The sequence below is a fragment of the Pseudidiomarina andamanensis genome, assembly GCF_009734345.1.
Taxonomy (GTDB): domain Bacteria; phylum Pseudomonadota; class Gammaproteobacteria; order Enterobacterales; family Alteromonadaceae; genus Pseudidiomarina; species Pseudidiomarina andamanensis.
The window spans coordinates 223,309-240,818 of sequence record NZ_CP032551.1 but is presented as its reverse complement, the minus strand read 5'-3'; the positions used below and the strand labels follow the sequence as shown (position 1 = coordinate 240,818).

General features: G+C 47.1%; 13 protein-coding genes. 5 read left to right on the top strand and 8 right to left on the bottom strand.

Translation table 11 applies throughout. The features are described 5' to 3' along the window. Nucleotides 1-2: 2 nt before the first annotated feature. From carA to grpE, 7 genes are all read right to left on the bottom strand, one after another. Complete coding sequence (carA, locus tag D3795_RS01005) at nucleotides 3-1,142, bottom strand: glutamine-hydrolyzing carbamoyl-phosphate synthase small subunit (protein WP_156265760.1); 1,140 nt, start codon at nucleotides 1,140-1,142, stop codon at nucleotides 3-5. 243 nt (nucleotides 1,143-1,385) lie between these two features. Continuing rightward, nucleotides 1,386-2,189 carry a 4-hydroxy-tetrahydrodipicolinate reductase gene (dapB, locus tag D3795_RS01000; RefSeq protein WP_310942362.1) on the bottom strand — a complete coding sequence of 268 codons (804 nt, stop codon included), beginning with the start codon at nucleotides 2,187-2,189 and terminating at the stop codon, nucleotides 1,386-1,388. A gap of 30 nt (nucleotides 2,190-2,219) precedes the next feature. Next, on the bottom strand, nucleotides 2,220-3,461 hold the full coding sequence (locus D3795_RS00995) for a dicarboxylate/amino acid:cation symporter (RefSeq protein WP_156265758.1): 1,242 nt from the start codon (nucleotides 3,459-3,461) through the stop codon (nucleotides 2,220-2,222). Nucleotides 3,462-3,782: 321 nt separating this feature from the next. Continuing rightward, nucleotides 3,783-4,595, bottom strand: a complete 813-nt coding sequence (locus D3795_RS00990; RefSeq protein WP_310942361.1) for a M48 family metallopeptidase — start codon at nucleotides 4,593-4,595, stop codon at nucleotides 3,783-3,785. Nucleotides 4,596-4,770: 175 nt separating this feature from the next. Beyond that, entirely contained in the window at nucleotides 4,771-5,910 is a 1,140-nt protein-coding gene (dnaJ, locus tag D3795_RS00985; protein ID WP_156265757.1) for a molecular chaperone DnaJ, read from the bottom strand. Between the two features lie 108 nt (nucleotides 5,911-6,018). Then, nucleotides 6,019-7,929 carry a molecular chaperone DnaK gene (gene dnaK, locus D3795_RS00980; RefSeq protein WP_156265756.1) on the bottom strand — a complete coding sequence of 637 codons (1,911 nt, stop codon included), beginning with the start codon at nucleotides 7,927-7,929 and terminating at the stop codon, nucleotides 6,019-6,021. A gap of 89 nt (nucleotides 7,930-8,018) precedes the next feature. Next, the gene (gene grpE / locus D3795_RS00975) at nucleotides 8,019-8,630 is read right to left on the bottom strand and encodes a nucleotide exchange factor GrpE (protein ID WP_156265755.1); all 612 of its coding nucleotides are present in this window, start codon (nucleotides 8,628-8,630) and stop codon (nucleotides 8,019-8,021) included. 124 nt (nucleotides 8,631-8,754) lie between these two features. Between grpE and nadK the strand changes: the two genes are divergently transcribed. The 5 genes from nadK to D3795_RS00950 all read left to right on the top strand — a co-directional run bounded on the left by nadK (nucleotide 8,755) and on the right by D3795_RS00950 (nucleotide 17,320). Beyond that, nucleotides 8,755-9,645, top strand: coding sequence for an NAD(+) kinase (gene nadK, locus D3795_RS00970; RefSeq protein WP_156265754.1), 891 nt, complete (start codon nucleotides 8,755-8,757; stop codon nucleotides 9,643-9,645). A gap of 77 nt (nucleotides 9,646-9,722) precedes the next feature. After that, the gene (recN, locus tag D3795_RS00965) at nucleotides 9,723-11,399 is read left to right on the top strand and encodes a DNA repair protein RecN (protein ID WP_156265753.1); all 1,677 of its coding nucleotides are present in this window, start codon (nucleotides 9,723-9,725) and stop codon (nucleotides 11,397-11,399) included. Between the two features lie 49 nt (nucleotides 11,400-11,448). Continuing rightward, the gene (locus tag D3795_RS00960; protein WP_126759174.1) at nucleotides 11,449-11,802 is read left to right on the top strand and encodes an outer membrane protein assembly factor BamE; all 354 of its coding nucleotides are present in this window, start codon (nucleotides 11,449-11,451) and stop codon (nucleotides 11,800-11,802) included. Nucleotides 11,803-11,891: 89 nt separating this feature from the next. Next, nucleotides 11,892-14,654: an insulinase family protein gene (locus D3795_RS00955; RefSeq protein WP_156265752.1), complete on the top strand. Its 2,763-nt coding sequence runs from the start codon at nucleotides 11,892-11,894 to the stop codon at nucleotides 14,652-14,654. 71 nt (nucleotides 14,655-14,725) lie between these two features. Continuing rightward, on the top strand, nucleotides 14,726-17,320 hold the full coding sequence (locus tag D3795_RS00950) for an EAL domain-containing protein (protein WP_156265751.1): 2,595 nt from the start codon (nucleotides 14,726-14,728) through the stop codon (nucleotides 17,318-17,320). On the opposite strand, the gene D3795_RS00945 is transcribed toward D3795_RS00950, so the two are convergent. Further along, a complete protein-coding gene (locus D3795_RS00945) occupies nucleotides 17,295-17,492 on the bottom strand; it encodes a hypothetical protein (protein WP_156265750.1) in 198 nt (65 codons plus the stop codon). The genes D3795_RS00950 and D3795_RS00945 overlap by 26 nt on opposite strands. Between the last annotated feature and the right edge of the window lie 18 nt (nucleotides 17,493-17,510).

Sequence of the window (17,510 nt, the reverse complement as noted above, 5' to 3'; positions counted from 1 at the left end):
AGTTACTGGCTCATCAATTCAATAAAGTGGTCAAATAACGGGGCCGCATCATTCGGGCCAGGGCTCGCTTCTGGGTGTCCTTGAAAACTAAACGCTTTCACATCCGTTCGCTCAATACCCTGTAAGGTACCGTCAAATAGTGATTTATGGGTTGCCTTAAGATTCTCCGGTAACGTTGCTTCGTCTACCGCAAAACCATGGTTCTGGCTGGTAATCATAACGCGACCACTGGCTAAATCTTGCACTGGATGGTTTGCACCGTGGTGGCCCAGCTTCATTTTTACGGTTTGTGCGCCACTTGCTAGAGCAAGCAGCTGATGACCTAAGCAAATTCCGAAAATAGGTACTTGGGCTTCGATGATGTCTTGAATTGCTTTAATCGCGTAATCACATGGCTCTGGGTCACCAGGGCCGTTCGACAAAAATACGCCATCTGGATTCATCGCAAGTACGTCTTTTGCTGGTGTTTGCGCAGGCACCATCGTCACTTTACAGCCACGATCGGCTAGGAGACGAAGAATATTGCGTTTGCATCCGTAGTCGTAGGCTACCACGTGGAATTTCGGCTCCGTCAGTTCGCTAAACCCCTGACCGAGTTTCCAGCTTTTGCTGGTCCATTCAACTGGCGTTCGAATTGTGACTTCTTTGGCGAGGTCTAAACCTTTCAAGCCCGGGAATTTCTGCGCCAGTTCAAGCGCCTGCTCCACATCAATTTCTCCAGCCATGATACAGCCATTCTGCGCACCCTTTTCACGCAAAATGCGCGTCAATTTACGCGTATCAATATCCGCAATACCCACAACATTACGTTGACGTAGGTAATCACCCAATGACTGTTCACGGCGGAAGTTGCTTGCTTTCAACGACATGTCACGAATAATCAGACCCTTCGCCCAAACGCGATTGGATTCTTCATCTTCGTGGTTAGTACCGTAATTGCCAATGTGGGGATAAGTAAGGGTAACGATCTGTTCTGCGTAGGAGGGGTCGGTGAGAATTTCTTGGTAACCGGTCATGGCGGTGTTAAAAACAACTTCACCAACCGCGGTACCGCCGGCGCCAATGGCCGTGCCGTGAAAAACAGTCCCATCGGCAAGTACCAAAATGGCTTTACTTGCTGAGTGGCTCGCTAGAATACTCAAGGTTAACCTCCGTACATAAAAAAACGGGTGAATCAAAAAATGACTTCCCCGTTGATTACCTTGCACCAGCGTCGGATATTCAAAAACTGTGATTCTAAAATCGCGTTTCTGAGTACCAGTGGAGTGCGCGTTTCAGCTTGCCCGAAATGTTACTGGCAAATTGACCGTATTCTACAGAAAATCGGCCGTTTCGTAAACTGAAAATTGGTGATTTGTACAAAGACGTTGCACTAGCCCGTGAAGCTAGATCAATTGTTTCAAAAGTGTTTTTAATTGCAGCATATCGGCCATGCTGTATAAGCCCGCCGGCTGATCTTTCAACCACTTTGCCGCTTGTACTGCACCCTGAGCGAAAATCTGACGGTTGCTCACGCGGTGGGTTAATTCAATACGTTCACCGGCATGTGCAAATAAAACCGTATGTTCGCCAATAATATCCGCTGCGCGCATGATCGAAAAACCAATTGAACCAGTTTCACGCAAGCCATCACCACGCACGCCGGCAGAAAGTTCACTTAAACTTTTGCCGCGCCCTGCTGCAGCACTTTCGCCAAGTGCAACTGCCGTTCCTGACGGCCCATCGCGTTTCGCACTATGGTGAGCCTCAAAAATTTCGATATCTGTATCTGGCAACGCAGCAGAAGTCAGTTGAACTAACTGGCGTAATAACGTGATGCCAACACTGGTATTTGCTGCGTATAAAACCGGCATGGACTGCCCAGCTTGAGCCAATAATTCATGTTGCCCCTCGCTCAATCCTGTTGTGCAAACAACAAGCGGCACACCGAGACGCTGTGCTAGGGCAATATTATTTTCTAACGCCTGCGGTAACGAAAAATCGATAAGAACATCAGTTTGATGAAGTACAATCTCACCTGCGTGCTGAAACCGCACTCCAGCTTCGGCAGCGTTAGGATAAATAGGTTCGCCATAGCGGCTAGACTGCTCACTAACAACAGCAGCTGTTACCGTTGCATGAAGTCGTGATGCGTTGGCAACCACTGCTTTGCCCATACGACCGCTGGCTCCTAATATCCCTAGCTTCATAATTCCTCGTTTGTCGTTATTCGTTATTGGTTATTCGTTATTCGTTATTGGTTGATCGTTGCTTGGTGATTGCTGTGTTTGCTGATTGCTTCTACCGAGAACGACGGATACAGCCATGTCGCCGGTGACATTTGTTGCCGTTCGAGCCATGTCAATAATACGATCAATAGCAGCAATAAATGCGATACCTTCAAGCGGTAATCCTATAGCATTTAGGGTTACCGTTAACATCACCATTGCCGTTCCAGGAACACCTGCAGTACCCACTGATGCCAAAGTTGCCGTCAACGTAATTAACATGTAATCAGCCCAGTCTAGCGGAATACCGTAAATTTGCGCAATAAAGATAGAGGCAATTGCTGGGTAAATACCGCCACAACCGTCCATGTTGATGGTGGCACCGAGCGGTAAAACAAAACTGGCGTACTCTTTTTGCACGCCCAACTTTTCAGTAATGGCCTGATGGGCCGCTGGAATCGTGCCGAAGCTACTGCAGGTGGTGAACGCAACCAATTGTGCCGAAAACACCGACTTAAAGAAAAACCATGGCGACATACCGGCTAAACGCACCATGGTGCCGTAAACCAACACGATGTGAAGAATACATGCCAAATAGATTGCGCCGATAAACGCCGCCAACGGGGTCAAGCTTGATAGCCCATAATGCCCCACAACCCAAGCCATCAAACCCAAAACCCCAAGCGGGGTTAATTCTAGCACCATCTTGGTAATACGATACATCACCTGAGCGCCGGCTTTCATCACATCGCCAAATGGCTTCGCCACGTCGCCCAACTGATTAATCGCTACGCCAACCAATGCCGCAAACACGACAATCTGAATCACGTTGCCTTCAGCCAGTGCCGCAATTGGATTCGTCGGAATAAAGTTTAAGAAAACCTCAATTGGCCCAGGCACATCCTTAGGCTGGTAATTACTGTCGGCTACCAAGTCAGGCGAAGGGGTAATGTCCAGCAGTTGCGCAACAGATAAACCAATTAAACTAGCAATAACAGCCGTTAGCAAGAACAAGCCGATGGTCTGCGCACCAATCTTGCCGGCTTTCTCACCGCTACCGAGTTGCAAAATAGCACTCACGATGGCGAAGAAAATCAATGGTGCCACTAACATTTTCAGCGCATTAATAAACAACGTGCCCAGCGGACGCAACGCCTGCGCCACGTCGGGATGTACTACACCAATAATCACACCCAGCGCAAAAGCACCAAGCACGCGCTGCCAGAATGGAATTGCAAACCAAGCCTTAAACATAACACCTCTTTAAGAACGTTATTCGTTGTTCGTTATTCGTTGTTCGTTATTGGTTATTGGTTACTCGATCTCACGAATAACCAATAACGAACAACGAGTAACGCTTTCGCTTTGTATTGTACTAACGCAGGCGAACAGGCTTTAGTTCATTTTGGACTGACTTATAACCGATATTCGTTACTGGTTATTCGTTATTGGTGGTTTTTTCACGCTTGTTCACTTCGTTCAAAGTTGTCGCATTGCTATGTGGGGAGACCTGAGCAAACCCGTTATTCGGTCAAACGAATAACGGGTAACGAACAACGAATAATGATTTTGCTTTTAAAGGGTGCAGAGCGGTTTGCGGCGCTGGGCTGCCGCTTGTTGGTACACTTGCTGCACTTTCGGCGTGTAAGCTTCTAGCGCCTGAATACGTGACTGTGGGGACGGGTGAGTCGAGAGAAATTCTGGTGTCGCAGCGCCATTCACTTTCGCCATATTGCGCCACAAATTAGCAGCTTCCGCAGGGTTGTATCCAGCTGCAGCCATGTAATCCATACCTAACTGGTCCGATTCACTCTCGTGCACACGTGAGTACGGAAGTAAAACACCCACTTGGGCGCCAATGCCGAGCGCCGCCATGGCTAAGGCTGCAGTTTCGTTATCGAGGTTTTCAGATACCAGAACGGAGCCGACTTGCAAACCAAGGCCAACCGCAAACTGATTCGACATGCGTTCGTTACCATGATCGGCAATCACGTGCGCTATCTCGTGGCCGATAACAGCAGCTAGCTGATGACGATTCTCTGTGACTTTCAGAAGCCCTGTATAAACCCCAATATTTTCACCTGGTAGCGCGAATGCGTTAACTTGCTCACTATCAAAAACAGTAACGTCCCACTGTCTATCGCGCCAAGGGCTGGGCAAAACGGTAATCAAATCATCAGTAATACAACGCACATAAGCATTGGTACGTGCATCAGTACTGATTTTTTCTTTCTCTTTTAACTGGGCATAACTATCGTCGCCCAGAGAGGCTAATTGACCACTGGAAAATAACATCAACTGACTGCGCCCGGTAGGCGACTCAGTACATGCACTCAGCAATACGCTACTGACTAAAGCAGCAATACCGATTTTCATCCAATGACCCATAACCCCTCCTAAATGCGTTGATCGTTATTCGTTACTCGTTGTTCGTTATTCGTGGGTTTGTCACGCTCTTAAACGAATTTCCAAGTTATCACGTTGTTCTGTGCGAAGACTTAAACAAATTAGTTACTCGATCTCTCGAATAACCAATAACGACTATCGAACAACGCTTTTTGTGTTACCCGCGAAGATCGTCGAAGAACTTGCGAACACCGTCAAAGAACCCCTTCTCTTTCGGCCGATACTTGCCCGCTTCGTCGCCAGTGCCCATCGACTCTTCAAGTTCACGCAATAATTCGCGTTGCTTGTCAGATAAATTGACTGGTGTCTCAATCACAACTTTACAAATCAAATCGCCCACGGCACCCGTACGAACTGACTTCACACCTTTACCACGTAAGCGCAATAATTTGCCGGTCTGCGTTTCAACAGGCACTTTCAGCTTCACTTTACCTTCAAGGGTTGGCACTTCAATATCGCCACCCAAAGCAGCTCGCGTGAAACTGATTGGTACTTCACAGTATAGATTATTTCCATCACGTGCAAAGATTGGGTGTTCACGTACATGTACTTGCACATATAAATCACCGGACGGCGCACCCATTTCGCCTGCTTCGCCTTCACCACTTAAACGTATTCTATCGCCCGTATCGACACCAGCAGGAATCTTCACTGACAAGGTTTTAGTGCGCTCAACTCGACCTTCACCATAACAAGTGCGGCAAGGATCTTTGATGACTTTACCGCGCCCGCGGCAATGCGGACATGGTTGTTGCACGGCGAAGAAGCCTTGGCGCATTTGAATCTGACCCGAACCATGGCAGTGGCCACAGGTTTCAGCACTGCTACCTTCTTTTGCACCGCTACCGTCACAGTCTTCACAGGTGCTTAATTTCGGTATTTTTAATTCAACTTCTTTACCTCGAACGGCTTCTTCTAGGCTAAGTTCAAGGTTGTAGCGTAAGTCGGCGCCTCGTTGTGCTTGAGCACGACCACGACGGCCGCCACCACCAAAAATATCACCGAACACATCACCAAAAATATCAGAAAAATCTGCAGCGCCAGCGCCACCACCAAAGCCACCTTGACCTTGTTCAAATGCCGCATGACCATATTGGTCGTAGGCCGCACGTTTTTGCGGATCTGACAATATCTCATAAGCGGCGCGTACCTCTTTGAATTTCATCTCAAGGTCTTTGTCGCCTTTGGTACGGTCAGGATGGTATTTCATCGCCAACTTTTTGTAGGCTTTTTTGATGTCGCGTTCGCTGGCATCTTTGCTGACACCCAGCACTTCATATAAATCTGGTTTCGACATAATTATGTGGTTTCCACGTTCCTTTACTTCCTGCCTGATACAAGCACACGGAGGCTACCCCTCGGCAACCCCCGTGTGTTGAACTACAGACACCCGGTGGGCGTGCTATTACTTCTTGTCGTCTTTGACTTCTTCAAACTCAGCATCAACAACATCGTCAGCATCTTGCTTGCCGCTATCGCCGGCGTCACCTGCCTGTTGAGCTTTCGCTTGAGCCGCTTCCATCAATTTACCTGACGCTTCAATCAAAGCTTGCTGTTTCGCTTCAATTTCAGCTTTATCAGAGCCTTTCATCGCGGTTTCTAAGTCGCTAATAGCTGATTCAATGGCTTCTTTGTCGCTCGCTTCAAGCGCCTCACCGGCTTCTTCAAGCTGCTTGCGCGTACCGTGAACCAGAGCGTCGGCTTGATTACGAACTTGCACCATCTCTTCGAACTTACGGTCTTCTTCGGCATTCGCTTCAGCGTCGCGAACCATTTTTTCTACTTCATCATCGCTTAAGCCAGATGAAGCTTTAATGGTAATTTTCTGCTCTTTGCCAGTGTCTTTGTCTTTCGCTGATACGTGCAAGATACCATCCGCATCAATATCAAAGGTTACTTCAATTTGCGGCACGCCACGTGAAGCTGGGCGAATACCTTCTAAATTGAATTGACCTAATGACTTGTTATCTGCAGCGCGCTTACGCTCACCTTGAATAACATGCACTGTTACCGCTGCTTGATTGTCTTCTGCAGTTGAGAAGGTTTGCGATTGCTTAGTAGGAATCGTCGTGTTCTTCTCAATCAACTTGGTCATCACACCACCCATGGTCTCAATACCAAGTGATAATGGCGTCACGTCAAGCAACAAGACGTCTTTCACGTCACCTTGCAATACACCTGCTTGAACTGCAGCACCTACGGCAACTGCTTCATCTGGGTTAACGTCACGACGTGGCTCTTTACCGAAGAAATCAGTGACAGCTTGCTGAACTTTTGGCATACGGGTTTGACCGCCCACCAAAATAATGTCGTGAATTTCACTCACTGACAAATCAGCATCTTTCAACGCTTGTTTCACTGGCTCTAAAGTTTTCGCGATCATGTCTTCAACCAACGATTCGAGCTTCGCGCGCGTTACTTTAATCGCTAAGTGCTTCGGACCAGTCGCATCCGCAGTGATGTACGGTAAGTTCACTTCCGTTTGTTGCGCTGAAGAAAGCTCAATTTTTGCTTTCTCTGCCGCTTCTTTCAATCGCTGCATTGCGAGTGGATCTTTACGCAAGTCAATGCCTTGATCTTTGTTGAATTGCTCAACCAAGTAGTTGATCAAACGGTTATCAAAGTCTTCACCACCCAAGTGCGTATCACCGTTAGTGGCAAGTACTTCAAAGGTGTGGTCGCCATCAACTTCATCAATTTCAATAATTGAGATATCAAACGTACCACCACCTAAATCGTATACTGCGATAATGTTGTCGCCTTTCTTCTTATCAAGGCCGTACGCTAATGCTGCAGCAGTTGGCTCGTTGATAATACGCTTCACTTCAAGACCAGCAATACGACCAGCATCCTTGGTTGCTTGGCGCTGCGCATCGTTAAAGTAAGCTGGAACAGTGATAACCGCTTCCGTTACTTTCTCACCTAAGAAGTCTTCTGCCGTTTTCTTCATTTTTTTCAGAACTTCAGCAGAAATTTGCGGTGGCGCTTTTTTCTCATCATTAATCTGCACCCATGCATCGCCATTGTCTGCTTCGACAATTTTGAAAGGCATGATGCCGATATCGCGCTGTACTTCTTCGTCTTTAAAGCGACGACCAATTAAGCGCTTAATCGCAAATAAAGTTTTGTTTGCGTTTGTTACCGCTTGGCGTTTCGCCGGTGAACCCACCAATACTTCGCCATCATCAGTGAATGCAACCACTGATGGCGTGGTACGATCGCCTTCAGCGTTCTCAATAACACGTGGTTTGTCACCATCAAGTACTGCTACACAAGAGTTAGTAGTACCTAAGTCGATTCCGATAATTTTACCCATGATTCGTCTCCAACTTCATAATCTAAAACAGGTTTGATAACTCAAATATGGGGTGGCTTTTTCACTTTTCAACACCCCAAGTAGGGTTATTAAGAATTTTTCACTACCATCACCATCGCTGGACGTAATAAGCGCCCGCTCAAGGTGTAACCTTTCTGCATCACTGCCAACACAGTGTTGTTGTCATGTTCTTCCGACGGCTGCATCGCCATCGCTTGATGTAATTCTGGATTGAACGCATCGCCAACCGCACCAACAGCTTCAACACCAAACTTAGTCAGAGTACCCAGCAAGTTCTTGTGGGTCAGCTCAATGCCTTCAAAGAAGTTTTGGTTGATGTCATCTGCTTGTTTGGCAATATCCATTGCGCGTTCAAGGTTGTCGACCGTATCTAACAACTCACCGGCAAACTTTTCTAATGCAAATTTGTGCGCTTTCTCGACATCTTGCGCTGAGCGGCGGCGAACATTTTCCATTTCTGCAACCGCACGTACTGCACGGTCATTGGCATCATCAGCACGCTGTTCTGCTTGGCTTAATGCCAACTCGAGTGCTTCAATACGCTGCTGATTCTCATCCAGCGTCTCCGTTTCGGCTGCTTGAGATTCAGCCTGATCATCCTGAACCACTTGCTCAGCTTGCGTTTCCGTCGTTTGCTGCTGTTCAGCTTGCGCGGCTTTGGTTGAATCATTCTTGGTCATAACTGCGTACTCTTTGTTGAAATTCACAAATGAACAATAATTTGTTGTGATATAACTATCTGCAGGCAGTTATGGGGTCAGCTGTCGATGATTCAAGTCATCACAGCAAAAAAAGGGAAAAAACATGACGACGACAGCGCATCCAGCATTTCAACGCATTGCACTGCTGGGCAAAGTGAATCACGAAGCCACGCGCGCAACCTTGCTGAAACTCGAACAAAGCTTGTTAAATATGGGTTATGAGGTGATTGTTGAAGCGCGAACAGCGGAACAATTGAGTTCAACACAAGCGCAAATCTTACCACTACACCGCATCGGTGAGTCGGCAGATTTAGCTATTGTTGTGGGTGGCGATGGCAATATGCTAGGCGCCGCGCGGATACTTTGTGAGGCTGATATTGCCGTGATTGGCGTGAACCGCGGTAATCTTGGCTTTTTAACCGACCTTGACCCCGACCACGTGATTGAACAACTGAAATCGGTTCTTGAAGGTCATTACCAAACTGAGCGGCGTTTTTTACTACAGGCTGAAGTTTTTCACTGCGGTAAATCCAAAAGCGTAGGGCGCGCGATTAATGAGGTGGTGTTGCATTCCGACAAAGTAGCGCACATGATCGAGTTTGAAGTGTTTGTGAATGATGAGTTCGTTTATTCGCAGCGCTCTGACGGCCTCATCATCAGTACCCCAACCGGCTCAACCGCTTATTCGCTATCTGGGGGTGGTCCCATACTTACCCCGGGCCTCGATGCCTTCACCATGGTTCCCATGTTTCCGCACACGTTGAGTAGCCGTCCGATAGTTGTCGATGGCCATAGTGTTATCCGTTTACGTGCCGCAGCCAATAACGATAGCCTTCAGCTAAGTTGCGACGGTCATGTACGTATGACCGTACAACCAGGCGATGATGTGGTGATTCAACAACATCCACAACGTTTGCGTTTGGTGCATCCGGAAGATCACAGCTACTACCGCGTTTTAAGAAACAAGCTCGGTTGGGGCAGCCGTCTGTTTTAAAATTTTTGGGCCCCTCTTGCATTACTGTATAAATACTGTATAACCACTGTACACATACACAGTGCTTGAGGTGTCCTATGCTGCTTCATATGCAAATTCGCAACCTTGCGGTTGTTCGTCAACTTGATGTCGATTTTAATTCAGGCATGACTGCCATTACTGGCGAAACTGGTGCTGGCAAGTCTATCGCACTCGATGCGTTGGGTTTATGTTTAGGTGATCGCGCAGACGTCGATTTAATTCGCGCAGATGCCGATAAGGCCGAAGTGAGTGCTACCTTTCAATTAGCTAATGCAAAGTGCCCTGCCGCACAGTGGCTACACGAACAAGAACTTCAAGATGATGAGCCTTGCACGTGTGTATTGCGCCGTATCATTACCCGCGAAGGTCGCTCAAAAGCTTGGATCAATGGTTATCCGGTCACTGCATCGCAGCTTAAACAATTAGCCCCGCTATTGGTTAATATTCATGGTCAACACGAACATCAGTTGTTAACGCGACCTGAGCATCAATTGAGTCTGCTTGACGCTTATGCTCGGCATCAAGCATTACTCGATGACGTTCAAACGGCATACCAAAATTGGTATGGATTACGAAAGCAACAAAAGCAACTTCACCAGCAACAAGCGGATATGGAATCGCGACTGCAGTTACTGAGTTATCAAGTTTCTGAGTTAAACGAATTTGCTTTAGCAGACGGTGAATTTGATGAGCTTGAACAGCAGCATAAGCGCCTCGCCAATAGCGCCGCTTTAGTAGAAGATTCAGCGTTTGCTCTGAATGCCATATATGAAGGAGAGCATAATAACGCCTACAGCTTATTGCAGAGCGCATTATCGCGCTTAGAGCAGCAATTAGATACGGATCCCAATTTAGCCGAAACGGTGCGCATGCTCAGTGAGGCAAGTGTACAAGTAGAAGAAGCGGCGCGAGAACTGCGTCACTACCAAGACAATATTGAACTCGATGATGAGCAACTTGTACTTGCTGAACGTCGTGTTACCCAAGCGGTTCAACTGGCCCGTAAACATCAGTTAGAACCGCGTCAACTCTATGCACATCACCAGCAATTATTAACTGAGCTTGAACAACTTGAAACCAGCCAAGCAGAGTCTGCTGACATTGATGAACGCGTTGATCAAGCGGCACGAGCATACCGTGACGCTGCGCTGAAATTATCAGCAAGCCGGGAGAAAGCTGCAAATGAACTGAGTGAACGCATCGCGAAAAGTATGCAGCAACTGAATATGCCGCACGGTCGTTTTGTGATTGAGGTTAATCATCAAACTCAGGCACCAGCAACCCGACTTGGCACTGACGAAATATGTTTTACTGTGACCACAAACCCTGGGCAACCACTACAAGCACTAGCGAAAATAGCATCGGGTGGTGAGCTATCGCGTATTAGTTTGGCTATTCAAGTAATCACTGCAAGCCAATTGGTCACGCCAACGCTGATGTTTGATGAAGTCGATGTCGGCGTCAGTGGCGCAACAGCAGCAACCGTCGGTAAATTATTACGTCAACTTGGGGAATCAAATCAGGTTATTTGTGTCACACACTTACCGCAAGTGGCTGCGAAAGCTCATCAGCAACTTCGCGTAGACAAAATCACAGATGGTGCAAGTACCGAAACGACTATGGTTCGACTCGACCAGGATGATCGTGTTATCGAACTCGCTCGACTCCTCGGCGGCGACGAAATTACCGCGGCAACAAAAGCAAATGCTGCTGAATTACTTGCGGTCGGTTAGGTGCATTGTTTATCATCACCAACAGAATCACAAATTAACAGCAGGTGTTATGAAAGCTCTCGTCATTGCAGGTAGTGTTTTAATTCTTAGCGGATGTTCCGTTTTCGACAGTTGGGTGTACCGGATCGATATACCGCAAGGTAACTATCTTGAGCAACGTGACGTTGATCAACTTCGGGTCGGCATGACCAAAGAACAAGTTGCTTATGTTATTGGTGAGCCTGTCGCTGAAAATGTTTTTGATCAAGATGTTTGGTATTACGTATTTAAATTAAACTCTGGTCGTAGTCGTAGCGAAGATTACCAGCACAAAGTAACGTTGACCTTCGAAAATGATCAATTGATTGCCTACGACGGCACCTTCGATCGACCAGAGAACTTCGATACTCCGCTGGAGCAGTAAGTACTTACATAAGTACGAGCATAGCGCGCCAGCTTTCTTCTGAAGGTGCTGCTCAGTAAGCATTTTCGGAAGGTTCAAGTTTAGGGAGCATGATGGCGACTGAAAGCTCAGGAGTCACATTGTCGGCTCGGGTAATACTCGATGATCAAGACATCACCAAAAGCCCGACCGATCAACGCAACTATCGTATTGTCGAGCTCGATAATGGCATGCGCTGTGTTCTTGTGCATGAAGCTGAAGCGCGACAAGCCAGCGCAGCCCTCGCTGTTGCTGCTGGTCACTTTCATGATCCGCATCATGCACAAGGGTTAGCCCATTTCCTCGAGCACATGTTGTTCTTGGGTACCAAGAAGTACCCAGATGCCACTAGCTACCAAAGTTTTATTAGTGCTCATGGCGGCAACCACAACGCATGGACAGGCACTGAATTCAGTAACTATTATTTTACGGTTGATGCGAATTATTTTGACCAAGCACTCGATCGATTCATGCGTTTTTTTCACGAGCCGCTGTTTGCTCAAAAGTGGATTGAGAAAGAATTACAGTCAATTGAATCAGAGTTCCAATTAAAGCGCCAAGATGAACTACGGCGGTTATATCAAGTTCACAAAGCCACTTCGAACCCCAAACATCCGTTCAGCAAATTTTCTGTAGGAAATCTTAGTACCTTAAAAGATCAACCGAACAATTCATTGCAACAACAGCTACGCGATTTTTTCCAGCGTTGGTACTGCGCACGCCGCATGACTTTGGTATTGCTTGGTCCACAATCACTGGAGCAGTTAACCGAGCTAGCAAGTACTCACGCTCAAGCGGTAAAAAGTGGCTGTGCCGACGTCTGGGATATCGATGAACCGCTTTATTTATCTGAACAGTTAGGTATTGAATTACACGTTAATCCAATCAAAGATGCGCGCCGGCTCATTGTCACATTTGCCTTACCGGGTATTAATGACGATTACGCCAACAAGACCACAAGTTATATTGCTCATTTATTGGGCTATGAAGGGCCTGGCAGTTTGTTTGGTTATCTAAGAGATAAGCACTGGATTAATACACTTGCCGCTGGTGGCGGCATCAGTGGCAGCAACTTTAAAGATTTTAATATCAATATGCAGCTGACTGAGCAGGGTATGGCACATCGCGATGAAATTATCGCCGCCCTATTCCACTATATCCAGCTCATCCGAGAGCACGGACTGAATCCATGGCGATATGACGAGCGTCGCGTGGGTGTCATGAACGCCTTTAATTTTCAGGAACAACCTCGAGCAAGCGATCTCGCACCACAACTCGCGGTTAACTTGCAGCACTACCTTGCCGAAGACATTATTTTCGGCGATTACCGAATGGATGGGCTATTTCAACCCAAAGCACATCAGTTTTTAGACTGTATGCGCCCTGATAATATGCGCATCACCGTTATTCACAAAGATTTGCCAACAGACAGCATTGAGCCCATTTACGGTAGTCACTACGCTGTGCACCCACTTTCTCAGCAACAGCTTGAGACTTTCCGCGCGTGCACCCCAACCGGTGTCAAACTACCAGATCCAAACCCCTATCTTGCTGAACCTTGGCAATTACAGTCCATTAGCTCAGATGAACCAACCGGTTTACCTCGTGCCAAGCAAACAGCTCCAGCGCTGATGAGTTGGCATCTTCACGATATTGATTTTCGGCAACCGAAAGCGCATTTGTATCTTGGGTTTCAGCTTCCGAATGTGGTCGCGACTCCAGCGAATTTCGCTCAGACGAGACTCTGGTGTGAATTGATGCTCGATATTCTCAATGAGCAATGTTACGACGCCGAAATTGCTGGGTTACACTTTAACCTCTATCCACAGCAGCAAGGAATGACTTTGCATGTAACAGGGCCAGCACACTATGCGCCGCAATTAACCAACACCCTGCTTCAAGCCATGCTAGCGCCTGAATTCTGTCAACAGCGATGGAAGGACTTACGTCAGCGACTCATGACCAACTGGCGACAAGCCCTGTTACATAAGCCGTTAAATTTCTTATTTTCACATTTGAATGTGCAATTGCAGCCGCACACGTATTCCGTTCTTGATCTCGCCGAAGAGCTGGAGCGCTTAAGCTTTGAGGATTTTTGTGCCTCAAGTCCGCAGTTATTCACACAAGCCCAAGTACAGTTATTTGCCCATGGCGATGTTAAAGCCGAGCAACTCGCACCTGTTCATGAGGCGCTATCAACGTGGTTAGGGTTAGCCGAACCGCTGGCACCAATTGATTTAACACCCGCAGCACTTGATACACTGCCGAATAAAGTTACCGTAAACACTCAACACCCTGACCACGCCGTCATTGCTGTTATTCAGTCAATGCAAAACAGCGTGCAGCAGCAAGGTGTGTTTATGCTTCTTAATCAAATGTTACAACCACGCTTTTTCGCCCAACTCCGTACTGAACAGCAGCTTGGCTATCTGGTGGGCACCACCTACCTGCCCATGCAACAATATCCGCATCTGTTGTTTTACGTGCAGTCTTCTCGTGTTGATAATCAGCAAATAGAAACAGCTATGAATGAGTTCTTTGATGATATGCCAACGTTATTGGCGGATATCACGGAGGAAGAATTCGACAAAGCACGACAGAGTTTAACGCAACAGTTGACTGAAAAAGACTCGAGTTTGCGCTCACGCAGTCAGCGCTTATGGAGCGCCATAACACAACAAGATCATGATTTTTCAAGACTAACCAGAATTGCGAGTGCTATTGAGACACTCACAATGGATGCATTCAAAGCTGAATCGAAACATCTTTTTAACAATAAATCAGGGCAAATGTTTCTGTCTGCATGCCCCGCGAACTTTGACAGATCCCGCTAAATTGTTTAATTTGATGAACAACATAACAAATAGAAGAGCTGTACATAAAACAGTCAATTCCGGGGAAGAGCGTGCGACGCCTGCAACAGCTTTATTACAGTTTACGCTTGAGAGCACTGACAATTGTTATTGTCTCGGTGTTTTCGCTGTCATTCCCGTTGCAAGCACAAGACTGGCAAGTTGAGCTCATAAATCTTCGTCTCGCAAATCAACCGGTCAGCGCTCAGCAGCTCGACCAACGTAACCGCCCGCAGTTATACAATACCGAAACCCTTTATATTCCAGATATTCAAGACCCATTCAGTATTGAGTTTGGCGCTCCTTATGCGCCGAATGCACGACTACTCTACTATCGCTATCAACTCGAAGGTTTTGACCGTGACTGGGTTTATACTGATAACGAATACCGCCGCGCAACCTATACCAATCTAAGTTACGGCCAATATGTCTTTAAAGTCGAGGCTTCGTACGATGGGACAAACTGGAACGGTCGCCGTCAAATATTACTCGACGTTGCTGCGCCAACCTGGTTATCGCCTTGGGCTATCAGTGTCTATGCGCTGCTACTTCTGGGTATTCTTGCCGCTGTGTTTTTCATGGTTCGCGCCCGCCACTTGGCAATTAAACAGTTACGTAGCAGTGAAGAGCGTTTAAAGCTCAGTTTATGGGGCAGCGGCGATCAACTTTGGGATTGGCTCGTACCTGAAGGCACGATACATCGCCACAACAGTTGGCGCTACCTCAACGAATTTCCAATTGATCACATTCGAGCGGGTAAGCGCGGCAGCCCGAGCAATATTCATCCACTTGATCTACCCAAACTGCAGCAACAGCTGCGTAGGCATTTAGATGGTGCGACTAATTATTTCGAAATGACTTACCGAGTCAAAACAGATAATGGCTGGATTTCAGTCTTAGACCGCGGCAAAGTCGTTGAGCGTGATGATAAACAACATCCACTACGCATGACCGGAACCTTGAAAGATATTACGCCTCTGGTTGCCGCAGAAGAGCGTTTAAAAATGCTCGCAACATCTATCACAAATATTTCCGATGGTGTGTGTATTTACGATGCTGGTTTCAAGATTATCGAAACGAACGCTTCCGTGGCTAAGATAACCGGCTATTCTCGCGAAGACATGCTTGGTAGACCGTTGCAACTTCAGCTTTATAGCCCTGAATATATTGAGCAGATTAAGCGTCTGTTGAAGCAACATGGTAGCTGGCACGGCGAAGTCGAGGATTTGCGCAAAGACGGTAGCCTATACCAAATGGAGTTAACGCTTGATGCCATTCGCGATGATAGTGACCGCATCTCCCACTACGTTGCCACGTTTGCCGATATTACCGAGCGTAAATCAACCGAGCGTGAGTTACGTCGCTTATCAAATACCGATACCTTGACTGGCTTGCCCAATCGCTCCTATTTCCAAGTCAGCCATGCCAATTTGGTGCGCAAACGTATTCAGCATGCGCTGTTGTTATTTGATTTGGACGACTTTAAAAAAATTAACGACTCGCTTGGGCACGATATTGGCGATCAGTTGCTACTGCAGGTGGCCGAACGTGTTGCTGAAGTAGGTCGACCGCAAGATACCTTTTTCCGTTTGGGTGGTGATGAATTCGTATTGATGCTCGAAGATACCAGTGATCTAAGTGTCATCACTGACGTGGCAACGAAAATTCTCTCGCAGGTAGGCGAAGCCTTCCATGTGAATCAACAAGATATCGTTATTGGAAGCTCTATTGGTATCGTCGTCTATCCGAGTGACGGTACCTCGTCACAAGAACTTCTGCAAAATGCGGATACTGCTATGTATCACGCGAAAAACCGCGGTGGACATAACTATCAATTCTTCAACGAATCGATGAACAAAAATGCAGTGCGTCGCTTGCAAGTTGAAAACCAGCTACGCCAGGCACTTCGCAACAATCATATTCAGGTAATGTACCAACCGAAGGTTTCATTACGTAACTACGAATTTGTTGGCTTAGAGGCTTTGGTACGTCTTAACATTCCTGGTATCGGACTGATCAGTCCAAGTGAATTTATTCCGCTCGCAGAAGAAACTGGTTTGATAATTGAAATGGGCGAACAAGTTCTGCGTCAAACTTGCCGAGATATGCGCGAATGGGTGAAGCAAGGAACCGTGCAGGGGCGCGTTGCCGTTAACCTGTCAGCGAAGCAGTTTGTTCAGCCTGACTTAACCCAGCGCATCATGAATATCTTAAAAGAAGAAAAGCTCGCTCCTGAGCATCTCGAGCTTGAGATAACCGAAGGTGTCGTCATGGAAGACCCAGAACGCGCTATTGCAATTATGACTGAATTGCATAATTGCGGTATTCACTTGGCGCTCGATGACTTTGGTACCGGCTATTCATCGTTAGCCTATTTGAAGCGCTTCCCAATTCAAACATTGAAAATCGACAAAGCGTTTGTCGATGATATCAATGGTGCTGAACGCGATCGGAATATGGTTGCATCCATCGTCGCAATGGCACATAACATGGGATTAGATGTTGTTGCTGAAGGGGTCGTTAATACAGCTCAAGCAGCGACACTGAGCCGCTTGAGCTGCGAATTTGCGCAAGGTTACTTGTTCGCGGAACCGTTAACCAGCGATGCCTTCTTGGCACACATTAGCGTACCAGCATCGATACATTAGTGCGCCCTTGCGCCTTCAATAATTTCATCCGCTTATGGGTAAAGAACATTGGTAGTACAAGAGGCCCAAATAACAACCCCATCGCCCCCCAACGTTTCGCTCCCATCGCATGAGTTAAAGCTTGAATGTATAACGTCAGCGCAGACAACAAACAACACAGCGCAATAAACATCTCAACTCCAATTTTTAC

Excerpts from the sequence above, each read along its gene's own strand:
- dapB (WP_310942362.1), bottom strand. The coding sequence starts at position 2,189 with ATGAAGCTAGGGATATTAGGAGCCAGCGGTCGTATGGGCAAAGCAGTG.
- D3795_RS00995 (WP_156265758.1), bottom strand. The coding sequence starts at position 3,461 with ATGTTTAAGGCTTGGTTTGCAATTCCATTCTGGCAGCGCGTGCTTGGT.
- D3795_RS00990 (WP_310942361.1), bottom strand. The coding sequence starts at position 4,595 with ATGGGTCATTGGATGAAAATCGGTATTGCTGCTTTAGTCAGTAGCGTA.
- dnaJ (WP_156265757.1), bottom strand. The coding sequence starts at position 5,910 with ATGTCGAAACCAGATTTATATGAAGTGCTGGGTGTCAGCAAAGATGCC.
- dnaK (WP_156265756.1), bottom strand. The coding sequence starts at position 7,929 with ATGGGTAAAATTATCGGAATCGACTTAGGTACTACTAACTCTTGTGTA.
- grpE (WP_156265755.1), bottom strand. The coding sequence starts at position 8,630 with ATGACCAAGAATGATTCAACCAAAGCCGCGCAAGCTGAACAGCAGCAA.
- nadK (WP_156265754.1), top strand. The coding sequence starts at position 8,755 with ATGACGACGACAGCGCATCCAGCATTTCAACGCATTGCACTGCTGGGC.
- recN (WP_156265753.1), top strand. The coding sequence starts at position 9,723 with ATGCTGCTTCATATGCAAATTCGCAACCTTGCGGTTGTTCGTCAACTT.
- D3795_RS00960 (WP_126759174.1), top strand. The coding sequence starts at position 11,449 with ATGAAAGCTCTCGTCATTGCAGGTAGTGTTTTAATTCTTAGCGGATGT.
- D3795_RS00955 (WP_156265752.1), top strand. The coding sequence starts at position 11,892 with ATGATGGCGACTGAAAGCTCAGGAGTCACATTGTCGGCTCGGGTAATA.
- D3795_RS00945 (WP_156265750.1), bottom strand. The coding sequence starts at position 17,492 with ATGTTTATTGCGCTGTGTTGTTTGTTGTCTGCGCTGACGTTATACATT.